This is a genomic window from Alkalibacterium sp. s-m-28, assembly GCF_054658175.1.
This window is the reverse complement of sequence record NZ_BAAGIQ010000036.1, coordinates 1-21,175: the sequence shown is the minus strand read 5'-3', so window position 1 is coordinate 21,175 and position 21,175 is coordinate 1. Positions and strand designations below refer to the sequence as shown.

18 protein-coding genes are annotated in these 21,175 nt (G+C 44.7%); 9 read left to right on the top strand and 9 right to left on the bottom strand.

All coding sequences use genetic code 11. From position 1 onward, the window contains the following. Positions 1-766 (bottom strand): IS1380 family transposase (locus ACYQ4S_RS06630; RefSeq protein WP_459770150.1); only part of this gene is annotated, 766 nt, incomplete at its 3' end. A gap of 623 nt (positions 767-1,389) precedes the next feature. Between ACYQ4S_RS06630 and ACYQ4S_RS06625 the strand changes: the two genes are divergently transcribed. The 6 genes from ACYQ4S_RS06625 to ACYQ4S_RS06600 are packed head-to-tail and all read left to right on the top strand — an operon-like array spanning position 1,390 to position 6,710. Next, on the top strand, positions 1,390-1,947 hold the full coding sequence (locus ACYQ4S_RS06625) for a hypothetical protein (RefSeq protein WP_346024462.1): 558 nt from the start codon (positions 1,390-1,392) through the stop codon (positions 1,945-1,947). Beyond that, positions 1,944-2,981 carry a 3-deoxy-7-phosphoheptulonate synthase gene (gene aroF / locus ACYQ4S_RS06620; RefSeq protein WP_346024461.1) on the top strand — a complete coding sequence of 346 codons (1,038 nt, stop codon included), beginning with the start codon at positions 1,944-1,946 and terminating at the stop codon, positions 2,979-2,981. The genes ACYQ4S_RS06625 and aroF overlap by 4 nt, the downstream gene beginning before the upstream one ends. 12 nt (positions 2,982-2,993) lie before the next feature. Next, positions 2,994-4,082 (top strand): 3-dehydroquinate synthase, encoded by a 1,089-nt coding sequence (aroB, locus tag ACYQ4S_RS06615; RefSeq protein ID WP_459770148.1) that lies wholly within the window; start codon positions 2,994-2,996, stop codon positions 4,080-4,082. Beyond that, complete coding sequence (gene aroA / locus ACYQ4S_RS06610) at positions 4,079-5,344, top strand: 3-phosphoshikimate 1-carboxyvinyltransferase (protein WP_459770146.1); 1,266 nt, start codon at positions 4,079-4,081, stop codon at positions 5,342-5,344. Before aroB ends, aroA begins: the two co-directional genes overlap by 4 nt. A gap of 7 nt (positions 5,345-5,351) precedes the next feature. Next, positions 5,352-6,428, top strand: coding sequence for a chorismate synthase (gene aroC, locus ACYQ4S_RS06605; RefSeq protein ID WP_459770145.1), 1,077 nt, complete (start codon positions 5,352-5,354; stop codon positions 6,426-6,428). Further along, positions 6,429-6,710 carry a chorismate mutase gene (locus ACYQ4S_RS06600; protein ID WP_346024457.1) on the top strand — a complete coding sequence of 94 codons (282 nt, stop codon included), beginning with the start codon at positions 6,429-6,431 and terminating at the stop codon, positions 6,708-6,710. 56 nt (positions 6,711-6,766) lie between these two features. Here ACYQ4S_RS06600 and ACYQ4S_RS06595 read toward each other — a convergent pair whose 3' ends face one another. The 7 genes from ACYQ4S_RS06595 to ACYQ4S_RS06565 form a co-directional block, all read right to left on the bottom strand. Then, positions 6,767-8,011, bottom strand: coding sequence for a glutamate-5-semialdehyde dehydrogenase (locus ACYQ4S_RS06595; RefSeq protein WP_459770143.1), 1,245 nt, complete (start codon positions 8,009-8,011; stop codon positions 6,767-6,769). Between the two features lie 31 nt (positions 8,012-8,042). Then, positions 8,043-8,858: a glutamate 5-kinase gene (proB, locus tag ACYQ4S_RS06590; protein ID WP_459770142.1), complete on the bottom strand. Its 816-nt coding sequence runs from the start codon at positions 8,856-8,858 to the stop codon at positions 8,043-8,045. Positions 8,859-9,577: 719 nt separating this feature from the next. Beyond that, complete coding sequence (locus tag ACYQ4S_RS06585; protein WP_459770141.1) at positions 9,578-10,795, bottom strand: hypothetical protein; 1,218 nt, start codon at positions 10,793-10,795, stop codon at positions 9,578-9,580. Positions 10,796-10,809: 14 nt separating this feature from the next. Next, a complete protein-coding gene (locus ACYQ4S_RS06580) occupies positions 10,810-11,658 on the bottom strand; it encodes a hypothetical protein (protein WP_459770139.1) in 849 nt (282 codons plus the stop codon). Next, positions 11,655-12,344, bottom strand: a complete 690-nt coding sequence (locus ACYQ4S_RS06575) for an ATP-binding cassette domain-containing protein (RefSeq protein WP_459770137.1) — start codon at positions 12,342-12,344, stop codon at positions 11,655-11,657. The genes ACYQ4S_RS06580 and ACYQ4S_RS06575 overlap by 4 nt, the downstream gene beginning before the upstream one ends. Next, a complete protein-coding gene (locus tag ACYQ4S_RS06570; protein ID WP_091267504.1) occupies positions 12,341-12,721 on the bottom strand; it encodes a GntR family transcriptional regulator in 381 nt (126 codons plus the stop codon). Before ACYQ4S_RS06570 ends, ACYQ4S_RS06575 begins: the two co-directional genes overlap by 4 nt. Positions 12,722-13,010: 289 nt before the next feature. Then, complete coding sequence (locus ACYQ4S_RS06565; protein WP_346025625.1) at positions 13,011-14,387, bottom strand: MATE family efflux transporter; 1,377 nt, start codon at positions 14,385-14,387, stop codon at positions 13,011-13,013. Between the two features lie 536 nt (positions 14,388-14,923). On the opposite strand from ACYQ4S_RS06565, the gene ACYQ4S_RS06560 reads away from it, so the two are divergent. After that, on the top strand, positions 14,924-16,108 hold the full coding sequence (locus tag ACYQ4S_RS06560; RefSeq protein ID WP_459770135.1) for a carboxylate--amine ligase: 1,185 nt from the start codon (positions 14,924-14,926) through the stop codon (positions 16,106-16,108). A 53-nt stretch (positions 16,109-16,161) separates the two neighbouring features. Further along, entirely contained in the window at positions 16,162-17,733 is a 1,572-nt protein-coding gene (locus ACYQ4S_RS06555; RefSeq protein ID WP_459770133.1) for a Mur ligase family protein, read from the top strand. A 126-nt stretch (positions 17,734-17,859) separates the two neighbouring features. On the opposite strand, the gene ACYQ4S_RS06550 is transcribed toward ACYQ4S_RS06555, so the two are convergent. Then, the gene (locus ACYQ4S_RS06550; RefSeq protein ID WP_459770131.1) at positions 17,860-19,266 is read right to left on the bottom strand and encodes an MATE family efflux transporter; all 1,407 of its coding nucleotides are present in this window, start codon (positions 19,264-19,266) and stop codon (positions 17,860-17,862) included. Between the two features lie 356 nt (positions 19,267-19,622). Here ACYQ4S_RS06550 and ACYQ4S_RS06545 point away from each other — a divergent pair, with 356 nt between their 5' ends. Beyond that, positions 19,623-20,969: a M20 family metallopeptidase gene (locus tag ACYQ4S_RS06545; protein ID WP_459770129.1), complete on the top strand. Its 1,347-nt coding sequence runs from the start codon at positions 19,623-19,625 to the stop codon at positions 20,967-20,969. Positions 20,970-21,175 lie beyond the last annotated feature (206 nt).

Below are 21,175 nucleotides of genomic sequence, written 5' to 3'. Positions count from 1 at the left end.
TCAGTCGTGCATTGACTTTTAAACGAATAATATACTTCACTTTTTCTTGCTCGCATAACTCATAGATCTCAGGTTTGGCAAAGCCACTGTCCCCTCGGACAGTTAAAAACATATCACATGAGTGCTGTTTGTGTTGAGAGATGATGTCTGCTAAAAAGACTTCTGCATTGTTAGACGTGTACACATTGCCCGGACGAAGTTCGGCACCCAGAAACAGACCAGTCAGTCCATCAAAAGCCACTAAGGGATGATAACCCGTTGTTCCGTAGTGAGTATTGAAATCAGTCTGTTCTTGTTTTCCGAAGGTGTCTGAGTGAGTAGAATCCACGTCAATGATCATATGCTGTGTATTTTTTTGGCCGATATAGATAGTGGTCAATGCCTTGGCAATTGATTGAAGTTGAACGATATTCTCCTCCGACAGTTGATGAATAAAACGAGAAACCATCGACTGTGAACCTAAGGTCGTTTTATTTAGCCCCTGCTGAAAAACTGGATCGTGACGTAGCCAATTGGCTGAAGAATCCGTTGAGTAACCGGCTATTAACTGCACAAGAACCTGCATAAATAAATCAATATAGTCATGTGTACAATAGTTTCTTGAATCGTCAATATGCAATAACTCGTTAACCAGCTCTTTGAACTTGATCTTATGAAAAAATTCAAAGAGTAAAAGGAGACCGGAATCATTGGATAATTGACCGCCATCGTTTGACATAACCAAATGGGGATTGAATTGTAGTTGCTTTTCTTGTAAAGTTGACATTGAGCACACCTCTTGTTTTTGTTGTTTTGATCGACTTTACAATAACATAGAGTGTGCTCTTTTTGTATATTTTTTTCTTCACCCAACGGGTGAATAAGGAATAGATTGATAAACCTTATCAAAGCGGGATAAATGCCTGTTATGACAAAGTACTATGAATTATTCAGGAAACAATAATTATTTTTAACTTATCCCTTGACATTTATTTTTATACTTGCTAACATTGTGAGCACAGTTAGTTAATGACTGAAACCAATTGAGGAGTGTTTAACATGAATAAAGAATTAAACAACTTAATCACGCCACAATTGAATCGTTATTACTTTAGCTTCTTTAGAAACAATCTATGGAGGCTAGAGCACTTTAAGCTGTCTTAAAAAACAGTGCCCCATAGATTCCATCAGGACATCGAATGGGCGCACACTATAAATGAACTATTAATTTATATATGTGAATTTAACCAACGCTGCATTCGATTATCCTGTTTAAGTAAAACAGATAACCGGATGCAGCTTTTTGTTTATCCTGAAGTCGGTTGGGATGGCAAGTCAGCTTATTTGGTTGTCTGACACGAAGCAACTGTACACACCAAGTTACTAAGATATGTCAGTGGAGGAGATCAGATGATTATTCACACATTAGGGCCGGAAAGTACAGACAGTTACGCCGCAGCCCAGTCGTTACTACAGGCAGAGGAGGATGACATTGTTGGCTATCCGTCATTCGATACCATCCTTCATGAACTCGAACGGCTCAAAGGCGACTGCGTTCTGTTTCCCGTAGCCTTTCAGAGTGCCAGAAAACCCTATGGATGGAAAGAATTCAACTACGATTATTGGGAGAAAATAGAGCTGCTTCAAGTTTTCGCAAAGAAAACCAAGCCGATGGTTCTGGTAGAAAATCGAGACAGAAAAATGGACAGCGCCATGATTCATCCGGCAACAGAGATTTTTCTGGAAAAATACTTGAACAAAGTGAATGAGACACTTCCGATCACCTACACTGACAGCAAGATCAAAGCCTGGACTGCTTTTAAAAATATGGGTCTGAAATACACGATTATCAGCGAAGATGTGTTTGAAAAGGAAAAAAAAGACAATTATCAGATTGTTGAGCGTTATGAGCCTCAAATGGTCTGGTGCTTGTATAAAATAAAAGATGAAGAGGAGAAAATAAAATGATTATTGTATTAAAACAGGGAACAGGTTCAAAAGCGATTAAAGAAATTACAAAGAAGGTTGAAGAACAAGGGGTATCAGTCAGTCATTTCTCAGATATAAAACGAGACTTTCTAGGTGTGATTGGAGATACTAGTGCTATTACACATCGTCTACAGGCACGTCCGGAAGTCGAGCAGATCGTCAGAGTTGAAGAGCCGTACAAGCGGGCCAACCGTAAGTTTCATCCGGAAAACTCGATTATAGAAGTTGGTCAGGAAACTATCGGTGGAGACCAGCTGGGGATTATTGCCGGCCCGTGTTCTGTAGAAAGTGAAGAACAGATTGTTGACGTAGCGAAACGAATCAAGAAAGCTGGGGCCAATTTCTTAAGAGGGGGAGCGTTCAAACCGCGTACATCTCCGTACAGCTTCCAGGGACTGGAACTTGAAGGGCTGCGTATGCTTCAGACGGCCAAGGCAGAAACAGGCCTGCCAATTGTTACTGAGCTGATGTCGACTAAATGGATCGATGAATTCGTAGAATCCGTTGATTTGATCCAGATCGGCGCTCGTAATATGCAGAACTTTGACTTGTTGAAAGAAGTAGGGAAAACGAAGACCCCTGTCCTTCTTAAACGTGGACTGTCTGCAACTTACAAGGAATGGTTGATGTCTGCGGAATACATCATGTCAGAAGGAAACGAGAACGTTATTCTCTGTGAACGAGGCGTCCGCACGTTCGAACCGGAAACGCGTAACACACTAGATATTCAGGCGGTACCGGTCATCAAAAAACTGTCTCACCTGCCGATAATTATCGATCCAAGCCACGCGGGCGGTATGTCTTACCTGGTTGAAGCTGGAGCAAAAGCAGGGATCGTCGCAGGAGCAGATGGGCTGATGATCGAGGTACACAATGATCCGGAAAACGCATGGAGCGACGGAGAACAGTGCCTGACACCAGACGAATTCGGACTTCTGATGGAGAAAGCCGAGAAGCTGGCATCAGTTGAAGGCCGTACTGTTCCTCTATCCACTCAGAAAGTATCTAATTAAGGAGTCATTCAGATGAATGAATTGAACGTCAACTTGCCGCAGGCGTCTGTATCATATGCGATTAAAATTGAAAAAGGGCTGCTTCAGAAAGTCGGGAAAGAAGTGGCTCAACTGACTAAAAGTCGACGAGTCGCCGTCATCACTGACAGAAATGTCGACAGCTATTACGGGGCTGCAGTTGAACAGCAGCTGGCTGATGAAGGCTTCGAAGTCAGCATGATCGTTCTGCAGCCGGGTGAGCAGACGAAGACACTCTCGATGATGCCCCAAATCTTTTCCCAGCTTATTGAAGCGGGACTGACCAGAAGCGATGTGATCGTTGCTTTAGGCGGTGGCGTAATAGGTGATATAGCAGGCTTTGCGGCTGCCTCTTACCTTAGAGGTATCGATTTAGTTCAGATCCCGACCTCCCTGCTCGCTCAAGTCGACAGCAGTGTCGGCGGAAAAGTAGGAGTGGATCTGCCGGAAGGGAAAAACCTGGTTGGATCCTTCTATCATCCGACACAAGTCATAATCGATCCGGAGGTTTTGAATACCTTGACGGATCACTACTTTGCGGACGGCATGGCTGAAGTCATCAAATACGGATGCATCTGGGATGCAGATTTTTTTGACAGTCTTTTAAAGCTTGAATCAAGAGATGCAGTGATGACAGAGATTGAATGGATCATTGCTAGATGCTGCGACATCAAGCGAGAAGTTGTCGAGCAGGATGAGAAAGACAAGGGGCTGCGCATGCTTCTGAATTTCGGACATACGCTCGGACATGCGATCGAAGCCTACTATCACTATGAACACATTACACATGGACATGCAGTGGCAATCGGTATGGCAACCTTGACCGAAATTTCCGAAGCCAGACAGCTGACTGAAGCAGGAACAGCTGATCAGATACGACACGTGCTGAACATGCACCAGCTGCCATCTGAGCTGGAGGATACAAAGGCGTATAATGACATTCTTTCGTTTGTAAGAAAAGACAAGAAACAGCTCAACAATCAGCTCCATGTCGTTCTTCTCAACTCGATCGGCACGGCAGCTACTCATCAGACAGACGTCAGCTTTTTTGACTCACTTAGAACAGGAGGACAGGACCATTGACGGATTTAACACTTACACCAGATAGACTACAAGGAGACGTGACAGTGCCTCCATCTAAGAGCCTGGCACACAGAGCGATCATTTGTGCCGCACTGGCTGAGGGAACAAGCACGATCAGTAACATTCAGTTTTCCGATGACATTAAAGCCACGATTCAGGGAATGCGTGCCATGGGTGCTGAAATTAATGAGGAGGAAAGTGTTCTCACAATTCATGGGGTCGGCCTTCAGTCTACAAGCGTGGTGAATGATCAGTCTGAAGGGAAAGAATCAGATCCAGTTCGGACGATCGACTGCAATGAGTCTGGGTCGACATTAAGATTTCTTGTGCCTGTAGCGACTTTATTTGAAGGAAAGACCCGTTTCACCGGACGAGGGAAACTTGGTCAGCGTCCTTTGACGCCATACAAAGATTTATTTGAAAAACAGGGACTGGACTACGACTTAAAGGGCACGGAGCGTCTTGATCTTGTCATTGGGGGACACCTTTCACCGGATACCATCGAAATGAGAGGAGACATCAGCTCACAGTTCATCACAGGCCTTCTGATGACTCTGCCTTTTTTAAATGGCGAATCCAGAATTCACGTGACAACGCCTCTTGAATCCAAAGGCTATATCGATCTGACTTTACACGTATTTGATCTGTTTGGACTTGAAATCAAAGTTGAGGATGAGGGCCAGACTTTTGTGATACCGGGTAATCAGAAGATGCAGGCAGCGGATTATGCTGTAGAAGGCGATTTTTCTCAGGCAGCATTCTTCCTCACAGCTAATCATATCGGAAATGATATCAGTCTATCTGGGCTCGACAGTCAGTCGCTGCAGGGGGACAAGGCTATACTGGACATTCTGAATAAACTGTCTGATGAAACAGAACGTGTAATCGACGGGTCTCAGTTTCCGGACATCATTCCAACAGCAGCTCTGGCAGCTGCTTTGAGTAAAGGTCACACGCGGTTCACCAATCTGGAGAGACTTAAGATCAAAGAAAGTGACCGTCTTGCAGCTACGCAGAAAGAACTCGAAGCGCTTGGAGCAGATATACAAGTTGAAGGCGATAGTCTCGTCATTCAAGGCGTGGATCAGCTCAAAGGGGGAGTGACGGTCTGGAGCCACAGGGACCACCGGATGGCTATGATGCTGGGGATTGCCTCTACGCGATGCGAAGAACCTATTACAATAAATGACACAGAATGTGTGGCAAAATCATACCCGCATTTCTGGGAAGACTTCAAACTATTAGGAGGACAATTTAAATGAGTGGCATTTGGGGAAAAAACTTGAGCTGTCTTTATTTGGTGAATCTCACGGAGACGCCATAGGAATTACAATCAATGGGCTGCCGCCAGGCTTTGAAATTGATCTGGACCAGGTACAAGTTGAAATGGCCAGACGCGCACCTGGCAGCAGTGATCTGACGACGCCACGTAAAGAAAAAGATCTGCCGGAAATTCTGAGCGGATTCCTGGACGGGAAAACGACAGGGGCACCTTTGACAGCTATTATCAGAAATACGAATACACGATCAAAAGACTATAGCCTGCTTAAAGACGTGATGCGACCTGGTCAGGCAGATTACCCTGGACGAATGAGATACAAAGGTCATAATGACCACCGTGGCAGCGGACATTTTTCCGGACGGATTACCGCACCGATCGTATTTGCCGGAGCGATCTGCCAGCAGTGGCTGAAGCAAAAAGGCGTAACAGTCAGCTCCCATATCCAGTCAATCGGAAACATTGAAGATCAGCGGTTTGCGGACCAGAAAGAGGTCACCCACGAACAGGCGGAAGCGTTCAAGAAAGACCAGCTGCCTTTATTCGATGGTGAAAAGAAAGAAGCGATCCGGGATCTTATTCTCGAAGCGAAAGAAGAAGGAGATTCCGTTGGAGGCGTTGTTGAAACCTTTGTGCTAGGCATCCCGGCAGGATACGGGAATCCGTTCTTCGATTCAGTGGAATCCACACTGGCTCATCTTGTATTTTCCGTCCCGGCAATCAAGGGAATCGAATTCGGTTCCGGCTTCGATATCACCAGAATGAAAGGGTCCGAAGCCAATGATGAATACTACTACGATGAAAACGGTCAGGTGAAGACGCGCTCGAACAATAACGGAGGCATCATCGGAGGCATCACATACGGCATGCCGATCGTTTTCCGATCAGCAGTCAAACCACCGGCATCGATCAAGAAGAAACAGCAGACGATCAACGTCAGAGAGGGAAAAGCTGCCGAGCTAGAAGTCGAAGGCCGCCACGATCCTTGTATCGTTCCACGTGTCCTGCCCGTCCTTGAAGCAGTGACGGCTATTGCACTGACCGATCTGATTTTGGGAGGAAACTAAATGACTGAACTGGACCAATGCCGAGAGGAGATTGACCTGATCGATCAGCAGCTGACGGCCTTATTTGAAAAACGGATGGAAACAGTACTGAAAGTCGGCGAGTACAAGAAGGCACATGATCTGCCTATTCTCGATGCAGGAAGAGAAGAAGCTGTGATCAAGAAAAACATCGAACGGCTCAGTAATCCAGCTTTCCACCGCGAGCTATCAGACTTCTACCAGGCACTGATGGCTATTACTAAAGAGACGCAGCAGAGGCTCATGGATGAATCGGAAGACTGAACACATAAAAAGACAAGCAGAATCCCCATTCAGGGATTGCGCTTGTCTTTTTCTAGTTATCTGATTTGTCCTTCGCCAAAGACAATGTATTTTGAAGAGGTCAGTTCAGGCAGTCCCATTGGGCCGCGGGCATGTAGTTTCTGAGTGCTGATCCCGATCTCGGCACCGAATCCGTACTCGAATCCGTCGGTAAATCGTGTCGATGCATTGATGTAAACCGCTGCAGTATCGACTTCACGGTGGAAGCGCTGGCCGGCAAAGTAATCAGACGTGACGATGGCTTCCGAGTGACCCGTGCTGTACTGATTGATATGCGCAATGGCTTCATCCAGGGAATCGACCACTTTTATAGCCAAGATGTAATCCAGGAATTCCGTTGCCCAGTCTTCTTCAGTAGCCGGAACGGACTCACTCAAAATAGCGGCAGCCCGGTTATCGGCTCGCAGTTCAACATTCCATTCAGCCAAGGCATCTTCAATGACTGGTAGATAATCTTCTGCTACATCTTTGTGGATCAGCAACGTTTCTGCGGCATTACAGACTGAAGGACGGTCTGTTTTAGCGTTGACGATGATGTCTCTGGCCATATCACGGTCAGCCGTCTGATCGATGTAGACGTGGACGTTTCCAGTTCCAGTCTCGATCACTGGTACCGTCGCGTTCTCGACCACTGCCTTGATCAGATTAGCTCCCCCACGAGGAATAAGAACATCAAGGTAGCGGTTCAGCTGCATCATCTCTCTGGCCGTTTCACGAGAGGTGTCTTCAAGGAGCTGAATCGAGTCAGTCGGAAGGGTGCTCTGTCCCAGTGCCTGACGCAGGCTCTGCACGATGGCTTTATTCGAGTTGAATGCCTCTTTGCCGCCGCGAAGAATCACGACGTTTCCCGATTTGAAGCAGAGTCCGGCTGCGTCTGAAGTGACGTTGGGACGTGCCTCGTAAATGATCCCGATCACGCCAAGCGGAACCGACTGCTTGCCGATCTTCAGGCCCGCGTCATTGGTCCACATGCTGTCCACTAGACCAACTGGATCTGGCAGAGAGACGATATCTTTAAGTCCCTGAGCCATAGCGGCAATACGGTCAGCAGTCAGTGTCAGTCGGTCCAGTAACGAATCACTGATGCCAGCTTCTCTGGCCCGATCGGTGTCTTTTTTATTTTCTTCTATTATAAAGTCAGTTGAATCGATCAAGGCGTCTGCCATAAGGGCGAGGGCCTCATTTTTTTCATTCGTTGTAGCCTGGGCAAGCTGTCGCTCGGCTTTCTTAGCTCGCTGACCGAGTTCAATAAGGCTTGTCATGTTGTGTCATCCTTCCTGATGTTCTGTTTTCTTAATCAAAGGGTGAAAATAGGGTCCCTATTTTCTCTCCTGACAAGATGCGGAACAGAATAGATAAATCTTCTCCGTTAGCCAGGATCATATTCTTCTTTGCTTCCAGTACGATTTGAGCTGCGTTCAGTTTGGTGATCATTCCACCGGTCCCGAACTTTGTCGAAGAGTCCTGTGCCAGTGAAAGAATGGTGTCGTTGATTTCGCTGATTGTATCGAATCGACTGGCGTCTTTGTATTTCATCGGGTTCTTGTCGTAGAAGCCGTCGATATCTGAGAGCATGACCAGCAGATCGGCATCGGTCAGTTCCAGAACAATGGCAGACAGGGTGTCGTTATCCCCGAAGCGCGTCAGATGATCCAGTTCTTCAACGGAGACCGTATCGTTTTCATTGACGATCGGAATCACGTGTTTCAAGAGAAGCTGCTCGAAAGTATTGACCGTGTTCTGACGGCTGACCGGGAAGTCGGTCACGTCTTTTGTCAGAAGAATCTGGCCGACCTGGTGGCCGTAATTATAGAAGAATTGACTGTACAGACTCATCAGTTCCGTCTGACCGATCGAGGCAATGGCCTGCTGCTCGGGAATCGTGACCGGACGTTCAGTCAGATTCATGCGGGCTAGGCCGACACCGATCGCCCCAGACGAGACAAGAATGATTTCCTTGCCCTGATTCTTCAAGTCGCTCAGGACAAAGGACAGTTTCTCCATCTGCTGGAGGTTGATTGCGCCATTCGGATACATGATGGTACTGGTCCCTACTTTGATTACGACCCGTTTGCTTTGTTTAATTGATTCACGTAAGTGTTCTGTCATAATTATTATTTCACCCAATCTGATACAGAGTAAAAGTCATTTGCTAACTTTAAAATAGTATAACAAGTTATGTTTGAAAATGCCAGATGGTTTGAGACTTGGATACGTTTAATATAAGGCTAAAATAGGTTTGAGTATGGATGAAATCAATCGGAGCGGAAGTTGTTTTACCGTATGTGCGGATCTTACTACAGTTTAGAGATCCATTAATAGAAGAAACTCTCGTTACAAGAGGATTAACTGGATGTCTTATCCAATTTACATCAAGGAAGTATAACTAGACGGGATCTAGTTATACTTCCTTGAAATATTTCCGGCAAAAGTGTCACCAGGAAGGCTCTAGCGGCAGTTAGCGGTGCAATAAGTTCTAAAACTGTAAGTAGACGTCTTATAGCTTGATTATCACTCAGGTGAAGCAGGCTGAAATGCAATTAAATTGCGTCTACTTCTATTTAACCAGGATCAAACTATTCTAAACTGGAGATAGAAGCAGATCCAACTGCAGCTTAGCTATAGCACAGCCGCCTCAGCTCCATCTAGACAGCAGCTCGACATCACATCCTCCCATTCCAGAGAAATAACCAGCAGAAGCCAGCCAAAAAGAAGCAAAACTGAAAACAGAAAAGCTTCAAATGGATGCGAATGCTATTCGCTTCCAAATAAAAAAGATAAACCGGGGAAGGGGGCCGCCGGTTTATCTTATAAGAGGTGGGACATAATTATAAAGGATTGATCTTGAAATCGAAGAGAATTATTTCGGTCGACCGGTCATTTTCCCGGTCTTCAAGTCCGAAGTAGCCGGAAAAGTCAGTACTGACCGAGTCAAGGTCAATGACCTGGAACATCGGACGACTATATCCGTCCTCTGAGTAATGGTTTTCATAAGCATAAACGTGTCCATTGACCAGCTGCATGCCTTGATTAAATGAATGATTGTAGTAATACACAGGCAGTCTGCCGATAGAAGGCGTGATCATGTCTGTTGAACCAAGTTCGTTTAATGATTCGTCAGTCACATTCCAGTCGTGCCAGTTAATCGTTTCTCCAAGGTCCTGTCCAACGATGACCTGTTCATCCTCGCTCAGGACAAGGGTCTCTCCTTTTTCGAATAAAGGAATCTCTTGAAAGTCACCGGTCTGGATATCATAGACATGAAAAGCGTCTGTCGTGTAGTCAGTGATTTCTCCATATTCGTCTTCCTCACCAGGCTGAAGGGATTTGAACGGGATGTACCGTTCGGTTCCTGTTGGAGAAAAAGAAATCTGAACGCTGCTTGAGTCAAGAGCCTGACCGACATTCACTTCGGGAGACAATGTGTCTTCCGGCTCATCGAAATTAAAGGTATAGATGTACCATCCATTTCCCATCTGTTCGTCAGCAACTTGAGTCACAATCGTCAGTTCAGGTGCATGATAGTAACTGGCCACAACTCCTTGATAAGAAGCGCCTTCCAGTCTTACTTCATAAGACTGCTCCTCTTCCGAGTCTTTATCAAACAGCGAGATATCGAGCATGTTGTCGTCGAACATTCTGCGCCAGTTGACATCGCTGGCCATAGCTGTGTAGACGATCTCATCGTCTGTCTCGGTGAAATTGCTTATATTTCTGGCCTTTCCTCGCATGAAGGAGCGGTAGTCACTGACATATCTGTTGGCAACGGGATTGTATACGTAATCCAGATGTCTGAAGACGGAGCGGTTATTAAGATAGGAGAAGTCTCCATCCTTAAATTCGAAGGTACTGCTTCTTCCAGAGGACTGAGTGCTGTAGATATTGCCTATAAAGAATAAAGCGTCCAGTTCATCGGCATTTCCTTCTTCAGTGACCAGTTTAATCTCCGGCAAGCGTGTACCCGCCTGTATCTGGTAGATCCCAAAAGCTGATAGAGTCAGAACACAAAGAAGCACAAAGCTGATCAGTTTCGAATATTTTGTCATGTGTCTGCTCCTTTCTAAATCGTTATTTTTTTATTTAGCAGATGACGGCTGATGAGAAGAGAAGTTATCCCGATTATTGTCATCAGAACAATAATGAGTGCCATAATTTCGGAATCGTAGAAAAGATAATAATTCTGCACGAGATCGGGCAGGAAGGCTGGAAATACCGCTATCAGAACCGTAACGACTCCATAGGCGATTCCTAATCCTAGTCCTTTGAACGAATAACTTCTTTCCAGTAGAATCACTGTAAAAAGCACAAGCATGAATGTCAGGCCGATTCCATTGGCTGACAGGAAATAAAATGAAGAGACCGGCAGGATCACTGTGAAAAGTGGATGTATATTAAGAGCCTGATCTAAAGTCATGCCGGACAGCCAGTCGTCAGGAACGATAGCAGAAACGATCTGAAAGCCGACCGCCAAAGAAATGATCTGAACAGCAATCAGACTGAAAATAGCAATATAGATGACGAACAGTTTCGAATAGAAAATCTGCATCCGAGGGACTGGAAGCATCAAAAGACGGTAAGCAAAGGTGTTCTTGCCCATCCATTCTCTATACCAGATAAAAAAGGAATAGAGAAGCAGTCCACTGATACCAAGAGTCGCGGGTGCCAGGAGCCACAGTGTTCTGGTGACGTCGTAAAAAGAGAAACTGCCGAATCGCTCGATTGCCTGCTGGGCAGTGACTGATTCTGTCTGCATGTATTCATTCATCCGGCCGACATAGCGCATAGGTGTGTATATGTAGCCGATCAGGTTAAGCAGCAGGGTCACACCGAGCAGAGTATAGAGAAACTTTGAGATACGATCCAGCTCGAACGCCGTCAGGTTAAGTAATGATTTCATATATTGTTTCATCCTGTGTAAACCTCCCTCATGACATCGATCACAGATTTTCCTTCTGTTTCACGCATGTGTTCCGCATTGAATACTTTATAAATTTTTCCTTCATCAAGCAGAATGACTTTATCCAGAAGGTGTTCAATGTCATTGATTTCGTGTGTTGTAATCAGCACGCCTCTGTCTTCCACCAGATAGCTGCTGAATACTTCGGTAATCTGTTCACGGGTAAAAATATCGATGCCGGAGAACGGTTCATCCATCAGAATATACTCGACATCGAGAGCCAGACCGAGAAGCAAATTGACTTTCGCCTGATTCCCTTTCGACAGATCACGCAATTTATCAGAAGCATTCAGCCTGAAGAATTTAAGAATGTCCTTGGCCCGTCTGGCATTCCAGGTATCATAATAGACATTCATGAAATCCATGCTTTCCTGAATCGTAAAGTGAGGCAGGGAGATGGACGCGTCAGGGATAAAAGCAATTTTATTATAGAGAGCTGGTACCAGGGTTTCGCCATCGATGGTCACAGACCCTTTGTTGACAGGGGTCAGGTTCATGATGGCATTCAGGATCGTCGTTTTACCGACCCCGTTCACGCCGACGAGACAGCTGATTTCTCCTTTTTCGATCGTAAAGGACACGCCGTTCAGGACTTTTTTCCGTCCGAACTGTTTATGGATATCTTTAACTTCGATCATTTTTGAGCCTTCTTTCTATTTGCAAGTTCCTGTTCGATCATGGGCATCAGATCTTCAAGATCCATGTCGATAGGGTCTATAGCGGAAACGAAGCGAGTGATCGCCTGGTTCAGCCATTCTTTTTTCAACTGATTCAGCACATTCGGATCTTCACTGATCCGGCTGGGTTTATTCGGTTCTGTAAAGATCAATCTCTGTTCCTCCATTTCGCTGTAGGCCCGCTGAACGGTGTTCGGATTGATTTTAAGCTGATTGGCCAGCTGGCGCCTCGACGGCATTTCAACCCCAGGTTTCAGCTCACCTGAGACAATCTGTTTCTTTAGATGGGTCATGACCTGAAGATAGATAGGGTCACGCTTATTAAACGTTACACTCAAACTCAGGACTCCTTTCGACTGGTACTCATGAATCAATCCGTAGTGCTGGGATAGACGGCATGAGGGTAATGTACCTAGTGTACTAAGTAGATAATACACTAGGTGTAAAAAAAGTAGAGCCGTCAGTTCTGGCTCACTGTTCAATGTGTATTATATGCTTAATACAATTCAGGTGTCAACTATTTTTTTGCATTTATTTACAATGCCTATCCTTGCTCGTCACCTCGCACTTTTGACGTAGAAAAAAAGTCCCCGTCACTCAAAGGAGTAACAGAGACCGGTGAAGGTATTATTTACTTGACCGTGCTAATTTTCCGGATAGAATCGGTTTTTTTGACGCACCTGTCAGCTGACGTTTGAATGCGTAGTAGGATCCCAGTAGAGGGAACAGCGCTGCGACCCAGGCAAGCGGATTAGACAGCCCCACACCGACAAAGCCCAGTGACTGTGACAGAATCAGAGCAGCTCCGACACGTGCAAACAGCTCGAACAGTCCGGCAAGAGTTGGGGCAGTACTTTTACCTAATCCCTGAAGTGTATAGCGGTGAACGATCAGGATAGCCAGGAAGACATAGAATGTCGAGTTCGTCATGAAGTATAGGCGAGACATGTTAAGGATCTCGATATTTTCAGGTCCGACGAACAGCATAGCAATCTGTCGTCCGAAAATGACCAGCAGCGCACCGACTACAACACTGTAGCCTAATGTCACTTTCATTATTTTCTGTACACCTTCCCATACACGGTCCAGATTTCCGGCACCATAGTTCTGTGCGGTATAAGTGGCCATTGTGACACCGACAGCCATAAGAGGCTTGGTAGCCAGGGCATCGATTTTTTGAGCTGCAGTCGTTGCAGCAACAGCTTCAGGTCCAAGTGTGTTCAAAGTCATAGTAACAGCTATCATACCGATGGCAATAAGTGATGTCTGGAAGCCCATAGGGAAAGCAATAGAAGCATGTTCTTTGATCTGTCTGAATCCGGCAGTCCAGTCTTCTTTATGAATTCTGAACATAGGGACATTTTTTTGAATATAAACGAGACCGATCACGCCTGAAACGAACTGTGAGATGACTGTTGCCAGCCCGGCTCCTGCGACGCCCATATCGAAGACCAGGATGAAAACAAGGTCTAAAATAACATTCAGCACTGATGAAATGGCTAGAAAGACAAGTGGCGCTTTTGTATTTCCGATTGCTCTAAGCAGGTTGGATACCAAGTTGAAAAGAACAACTCCGCTTAGTCCCGCGAACATCATAGTCAGATAGTCATTAGCGTACCCGAACAGTTCCTGTGGTGTATTCATGAATTCTAGAATATTGCGTCGGAAAACAAGTGACAGAATGGTCAGCAAGACACTCACCGTACCTGCGATGATCACGCTGGCGGCAAGGTTTTCTCTGATCGCTTTTTCATCTTTTTTTCCGAAACGCTGGGCAGTCAGAACGGCCAGTCCGGAAGTTAATCCAATGGCCAGTCCCAAGACCAGAATGTTGATGCTGTTGGTTGACCCGACAGCCGCAAAGGCATTGACACCGATCGTCTGGCTGACAATGTACGTATCCGCCATCTGATACAGCTGCTGCAGTAAATTTCCTATTATTAATGGAAACGTGAAAAGTAAAATTAGTTTCAGTGGGTTTCCTTTAGTCATATCTTTGTTCATAAATAATTCCTCCTGTATAATGGCAAAACATGTTTAAAAGTGCTTATAGTAATTGTTTTCATCTGTTTTCAATTGATGAGTCTTTTGACTAGTATAGGTACTTATAAAAAATAAGCAAGGGATTAGGTCAGATAGTTGTGACAATTTGTTGAACACGTACAAAATGCCACAGTGACTGCGTTCTCATCGCTTTCATGGAAGGATTCGGGAATCTGCTTTAAATGTAGACGAATTATGAACAGGCCTTGCGATTAGTCTGTCAGATGTATTAATTGAAGCATCATTAAAGATTCAGATGGATTAAGGAGCAGTAAAAGGAATTAAAGCGTTAAGAAATTAGAAAAACACTCTCTTTTTTAAATGATTTTCAGTGTGTTATAATGATAACTGATGAATTCTGGAACAAGAGGCTGGGTAAAAGCCTCGATAGTCTGGTAAGATAACTGAATAACACAGTGAAATATAATGACTTTCAAGTCACACATACTAAAAATAGAATTGAAAAGACATGACATTAATGAAAAGAGTGAATAGGAATGAAGACTGATCATAAAGCGGTCGTTTTAGGGTGCAATTATTATATCGGGTTAAGCATCATCAGATGTCTAGGACAGCAGGGGATTCATGTAACAGGGGTCCACTATCAGGAAGAAGGCGCCTATGCATTTAAATCAAAGTATTTATCTGAGCGAGTGATTGCCCCTCACCATGAAAAAGAGGCAGAACAGTTCAAGAACTTTCTGATTGCATATGCTAAAAAGCAGACACACAAGCCAGTTTTGTATCCCACGGCAGACCCGTTTGTTCTGCTGATCGATAAATATTTTGATGAACTGAAAGAATACTACTTGTTCAACCAGACCCAGAAGGGCTTCTGGAGCGATATCATCGACAAGGACAAATTGTATCTGCTGGCGGCAGAGCATAATGTACGTGTACCGAAAAGCTTCAGCACAGATGATGAACACCTCATTGAAAAAGTCGAAAGAGAACTGGGATACCCATGCATCATCAAGCCGTTCGATTCGTCGACCTTCGTTTCTACATTCAGACGCAAGCTGTTTAAAATCAATAATAGAGAAGAGCTTCTTGAAAAGCTGGAAGCAGTGAAGGAAAAAAATATCGATGTCGCTGTCCAGCAGCTCATTCAGGGGTTCGACGATCATATGTATACCTTTGATGCTTACCTGAACCAGGATGCAAAAGTGACACACTGGCTGACAGCACAAAAGCAGAGGCAGTACCCGATCAACTTCGGTGCGTCTGTTTACATCAAGCAGACTCATGTACCGGAACTGGCAGAAATAGGCATTCCGTTCCTCGAAGGCATCGGCTATAAAGGCTTTGCGGAAATTGAGTTCAAGAAAGACGAGCAGACAGGAGAATATTACCTGATTGAAATCAATGCCCGGACCACGAACTTCAATCAGATGCTTGCAGAACTGGGCTTCAATATGCCGCTGCTGGCATACAAAGAACTGACAGGACAACCGATAGGAGAGCAGACTCTGGAGGAAACGACAGGATACGGCTTCCACTACATGTATGAAGACTTACATGCCACACGAGCATATCTGGCGTCCAAGCAGCTGTCAGTCGGTCAAATTGCTAAAACGTACACAGATAAACGAGTGGGAGCAATATGGGATCGTAAAGATCCAAAACCAGGATTCGCTTATCTAGGTGTTCTTTTGGGTAAAGTGAAGAAGAAGCTGTTTTAAGAAAAAGTGAGTGAGCTGTCAAGGATCAGCTTATTAAAAAGGAGAAACAATACATGCGCTTATCAGAATTACTTGAATCGATAACACTCATCGATTCTATAAATCAAAACGATGTTGAGATTGATAAAATAGCTTATCACTCTGGAGAGGTCGAGTCCGGCACATTGTTTGTCTGCATTAAAGGGTATCAGACTGATGGACATGAATATGCTGCAAAAGCTGTGGAGCAAGGGGCTGCGGCTCTAGTTGTCGAACGTTTTATTCCTGATCTTGATGTCCCTCAATATAAGGTAGAAAACAGCCGTCAGGCTCTGGCTGCACTTGGGGACCGTTACTATGATCACCCATCGAAAGATTTCACAGTGATCGGAATAACAGCGACGAATGGAAAAACTTCTACTTCGTTCATGACCAATTCTATTTTGGAAGAGAACAAGCTGAATACTGGGCTTATCGGGACAGTCATGGTCAAGTACGGAAAAACTGTTGTACCGAGTGTGCTGACGACGCCTGAGTCTCTGGATCTTCATGGATATTTTGCAAAAATGAGACAGGAAAATATATCTCATGTCACTATGGAAGTATCTTCTTCGGCGCTGGACCTAAGTCGAGTAGGGAATGTGGATTTTGATATCGTGGCTCTGAACAATATCAGTCGGGAGCATATTGATTTACATGGCTCTTTTGAAGAGTACTATAATGCTAAAGCAAGTCTGATCAGAGAAGCCGGATCAGGTCAGTTTGCTGTTTTAAATCTTGATGATGACTATTCGGCATCCTTAATCAGTCAGACAGAGGCCTACGTAGTGACTTACGGCTTGAAAGATGATTCCGGGCACTTATACTGCTCAGATCTGGATATTGCGAGCGGGAGAGGCTCCTTTAGAGTGGAAGTTAGAAAACCGTTCAAGACGATCACGGGCAGGACGATTGAACAGACCAGTTTCAGAATAGACTTGTCTGTAGCAGGCTATCACTCTGTGTATAATGCAATGGCGGCGGTCACTATCGGTCTGATCAGCGGCGTGGACATTGAGACAATACAGTCCGGAATAAGCAATTTCAAAGGTGTTGAACGTCGATTCCAGTTCATATATGAAAATGATTTTAAGATCGTGGATGATCATTTTGCAAATGCAGGGAACATAGATGTTACCCTTGAGACTTTGACCAAGATGGATTACAAGAAACTTCACATTGTTTATGCGATCAGAGGAAGCCGTGGTGTGACAACTAACCGTGAAAATGCTGAGGCTTTAGCTAAGTGGGCGCCTAAATTAGGTCTGGAAAAAGTTATTGTATCTCTGAGCGAATCCCATGTCATTGATAAAGATGATGTACTTCCTGAAGAGCTTGAAGCCTTTAAAGAAGAAATGGACAAAGTGGGTGTGGAAATCGAACTGCACAAGGAAATGCCGGATGCACTCCAGTCAAGTCTGAAGCAAGTACAGAAAGGGGATGTCATCCTTCTTGGCGGGGCACAGGGAATGGACTTTGGAGCCAAATATATTCTTCATCAGCTGGTTGAAATGAGACCGGAACTCGATAAAGAATCGGTGCTGAAGCCCTTGACTCAAAGAGTAGCTGGAATAGATGAATCCTTCCTTGATAAGGAACGTAAATAGTAAAGCATTGAGGGTTAGTGAATCCCTTCATCAGGAGCATACAAAAAACCGAAAGAACCTTTGTACATTGGACAAAAGATCTTTCGGTTTTGCTTTATACACTGGAAATTAATTCCTACTGGTGAATTATTTTAATTTTGAGGAAGCGAAAGTCGTTTCCAGATCTGACATGTCGTTTTCTTCTTCCAGAGTGATGGCCATGCGACCGGACAAGGTTCGTTTAGTTGAGCGGTATGCCATTACCAGAGGAACGAAGGCCGCAAACCAGGCCAGCGGATTGGCAATGGCAGCACCTATGAAACCTAGCGGGATGGACAGGAAGGCTGCTGCACCTATACGCGCCAGTAGTTCACCTATACCGGCAACAGTAGGAGCCAGGCTGTTTCCAAGTCCTTGAAGCGTGTGTCTGTATATGAAAAGAACAGACAGGACAGCATACAATGTAGAATTCGACAGGAAATAGAACTGAATCATGCGTAAAACTTCCGCAGGGGCATCAACACCGACGAACAAGGTTGCCAGATTTCGTCCCCATATCATCAGTAGAATACCGATCACGATACTGTAGACGACACTCATTTTTACAGCTTTATCGACACCGTACCAGACACGATTCAGTTTTCTGGCACCGTAGTTCTGAGCGGCATAGGTGGACATCGTCACCCCGAAGGACTGCAGGGGAAGGACAGCAACAGCATCGATTTTTTGAGCAGCTGTATAGGCAGCCACTGCAGTAGCTCCCAGCTGGTTCAATGTGATGGTGATTGCCACAGAACCGATTGCGATAATCGAATACTGAAAACCGTAAGGCAGACCGATTCGTAGATGCTCTTTAAATTCTGCAGCACTGAGTTTCCAGTCTTCCTTATGAATTCTGAGAATGGGCACTTTCTTCCATATATAAAGCAGACATAGCACACTTGAGGTGATCTGAGCAGTTACCGTCGCCAGAGCAGCCCCTCTGATACCGAGATCGAACACCAGGATATAGGTATAATCCAGAATGATGTTCAGAAGAGAAGTAATGATAAGAAAATAAAGCGGTGTTCGGCTGTCACCAATGGCACGCAGAAGATTGGCCAGATAGTTGAACATGATCACTGCACCGATTCCTCTGAACAGGACATTCAGATAATCGTAGGCATACGCATAGGTTTCTTCAGGCGTCTGCATGATCGTAAGTATTTCTTCAGTAAAAGTCGTCGTCAGTATAGTCAGTACCACAGCGATAGTTACACTGATTATCAGGCTGGTTGCCAGATTCTGTCTCAGGCTTTTTTCATCTTTACGACCGAAACGTTGAGCGGTGATCACCGCCAGCCCGGCTGTAATCCCGATCGCCAGTCCAAGTATCAGAAACTGGAGACTGAGAGTTGAGCCAATGGCAGAAAATGCCGTGACTCCGATCGTCTGACTCACGATGAAGGCATCCGCCATATTATAGAGCTGCTGAAATAAATTACCGATTAATAAAGGGATCATAAATCCAATAATCAGTTTCACCGGATTTCCCTGGGTCATGTCTTTTTTCACATGTCATCCTCCTAGCTGTAAATGAACAGCGCATGACAAAGTGTCACTTTTTACGCGTCATCGATTCCGTATAATTAAATTAAGTACCCAGTAATTATAGCCAGAAAAAATATAATTACAATAGAAAGCGACAAAATAATTTAAAATATGTAGGGACCTTTAAAGTTAAGCGGATAAAGCAACTTAGGTATGAATGTATGAAAGATTTTGCTATACTCGTTTTGACCATATAATTAGTAAGCTGATAATATCTGTATGACCATAAAGCCACGGTACATAGGATCACAGAAGTAGCAGCACAAATAACTTAAGAAGTGCAAGTAGCAAGTATATTATAGAAGAAGAGGGATCCGTCAATGAATGAACGAATAACTAAATCGATAAAAGCAGATAGCCTGCGTGCACTGAAAAAACTCATAAATATTCCGTCTGTCAATACAACCAACGGGAATGAACGATCTTTTCCTCCTTTTGGAAAAGGCATCGATGCAGCTTTGAAAGAAACGCTCAACATTTGTGACAAGCTGGGGATGGATACCTTCTATGATCCTGAGGGCTTCTACGGCTATGCAGATTATGGAGACGGTGAAGAGACGTTAGGTATTCTCTGCCATTTGGATGTCGTGCCTGAAGGAGACAAAGAAAAATGGGATAGTGATCCGTTTACAGCAACAGAGCAGGATGGTGCGGTCTACGGCAGGGGAACTCAGGACGATAAAGGTCCGACGATTGCTGCTTTATATGCATTGAAAGCTCTTATCGATGCTGAAGAGACCTTCAGCAGAAAAGTCCGCTTTATTTTCGGAACTGATGAAGAAACACTGTGGCGATGCATGAAAATGTATAAAGCACACGAAACGATGCCGGACTTGGGTTTTGTTCCTGACGGCACCTTTCCACTGACGTATGCGGAAAAAGGGTTGCTCCAAGTCACTTTAACAGGACCTGGTGCAGCAAAAATGGAAGTCCATTGTGGAGAATCACCAAATGTTGTGCCGGATACAGCGGAATATTCGGATGGTCAGGTTGACCAGCTTTCTGCAGTATTTGATCAGATGGATGTGCCTTACACAGTAGAAGATAATAGAATCATTGTACACGGGAAAAGTGTGCACGCCAGTCAGGCGCAGGATGGGAAGAATGCAATCGCCCTACTTGCAAAGGGACTGGTAGGTTTCCAGCCTCATCCGGCAGTCTCGTTCATCGGTGAAAAAGTAGGGGTGGAAACAAATGGATTCACTTTGTTCGGAGAAGTTAGAGATGAAATTTCCGGAGAGCTTACACTCAATGTGGGTAAACTTGAAATCAATGATAACTATTCTGAGGTCGTACTGGATATCCGTATTCCCGTCACGTACGACAAGCAGAGAATAGAAACAGCTTTAAAGGAAGCCGTAGAATTATACGGGCTGGAATATAAGGAACTTGATTATTTGCCGTCTCTGCATGTACCAGTTGAAAGTGATCTGGTTCAGACTTTGCTTGATCTTTATAAAGATAAAACAGGCGATGATTCAGAACCGATGACAACTGGGGGAGCAACCTACGCAAGAGCTATGCCTAACTTGGTTGCTTTCGGTGCTCATTTCCCAGGGCAGGTAAGTCTGGCACATCAGGAAAATGAGCACATTACCTTGGACGATTTCTATACGGCTATGGACATTTATGCAGAAGCGATATATCGACTAGCTTGTGAAAACTGACTAGACTTAAAATTTGTTGACAAACAGATTACAGTTTGACTTTTTCGGGTCATATTGCTTTCTCTCGTTTTATAATACTATGGTTAGGGTGTCAAAACCTAACCGGTTTACTACTTTTCCTTGTTAACAGTGCGATTTTGCCCGCTCTTTTGGTATAATAGACGTATCAAAATGCTGACGGAGGGTGCTATCATGTCGTTTAAACC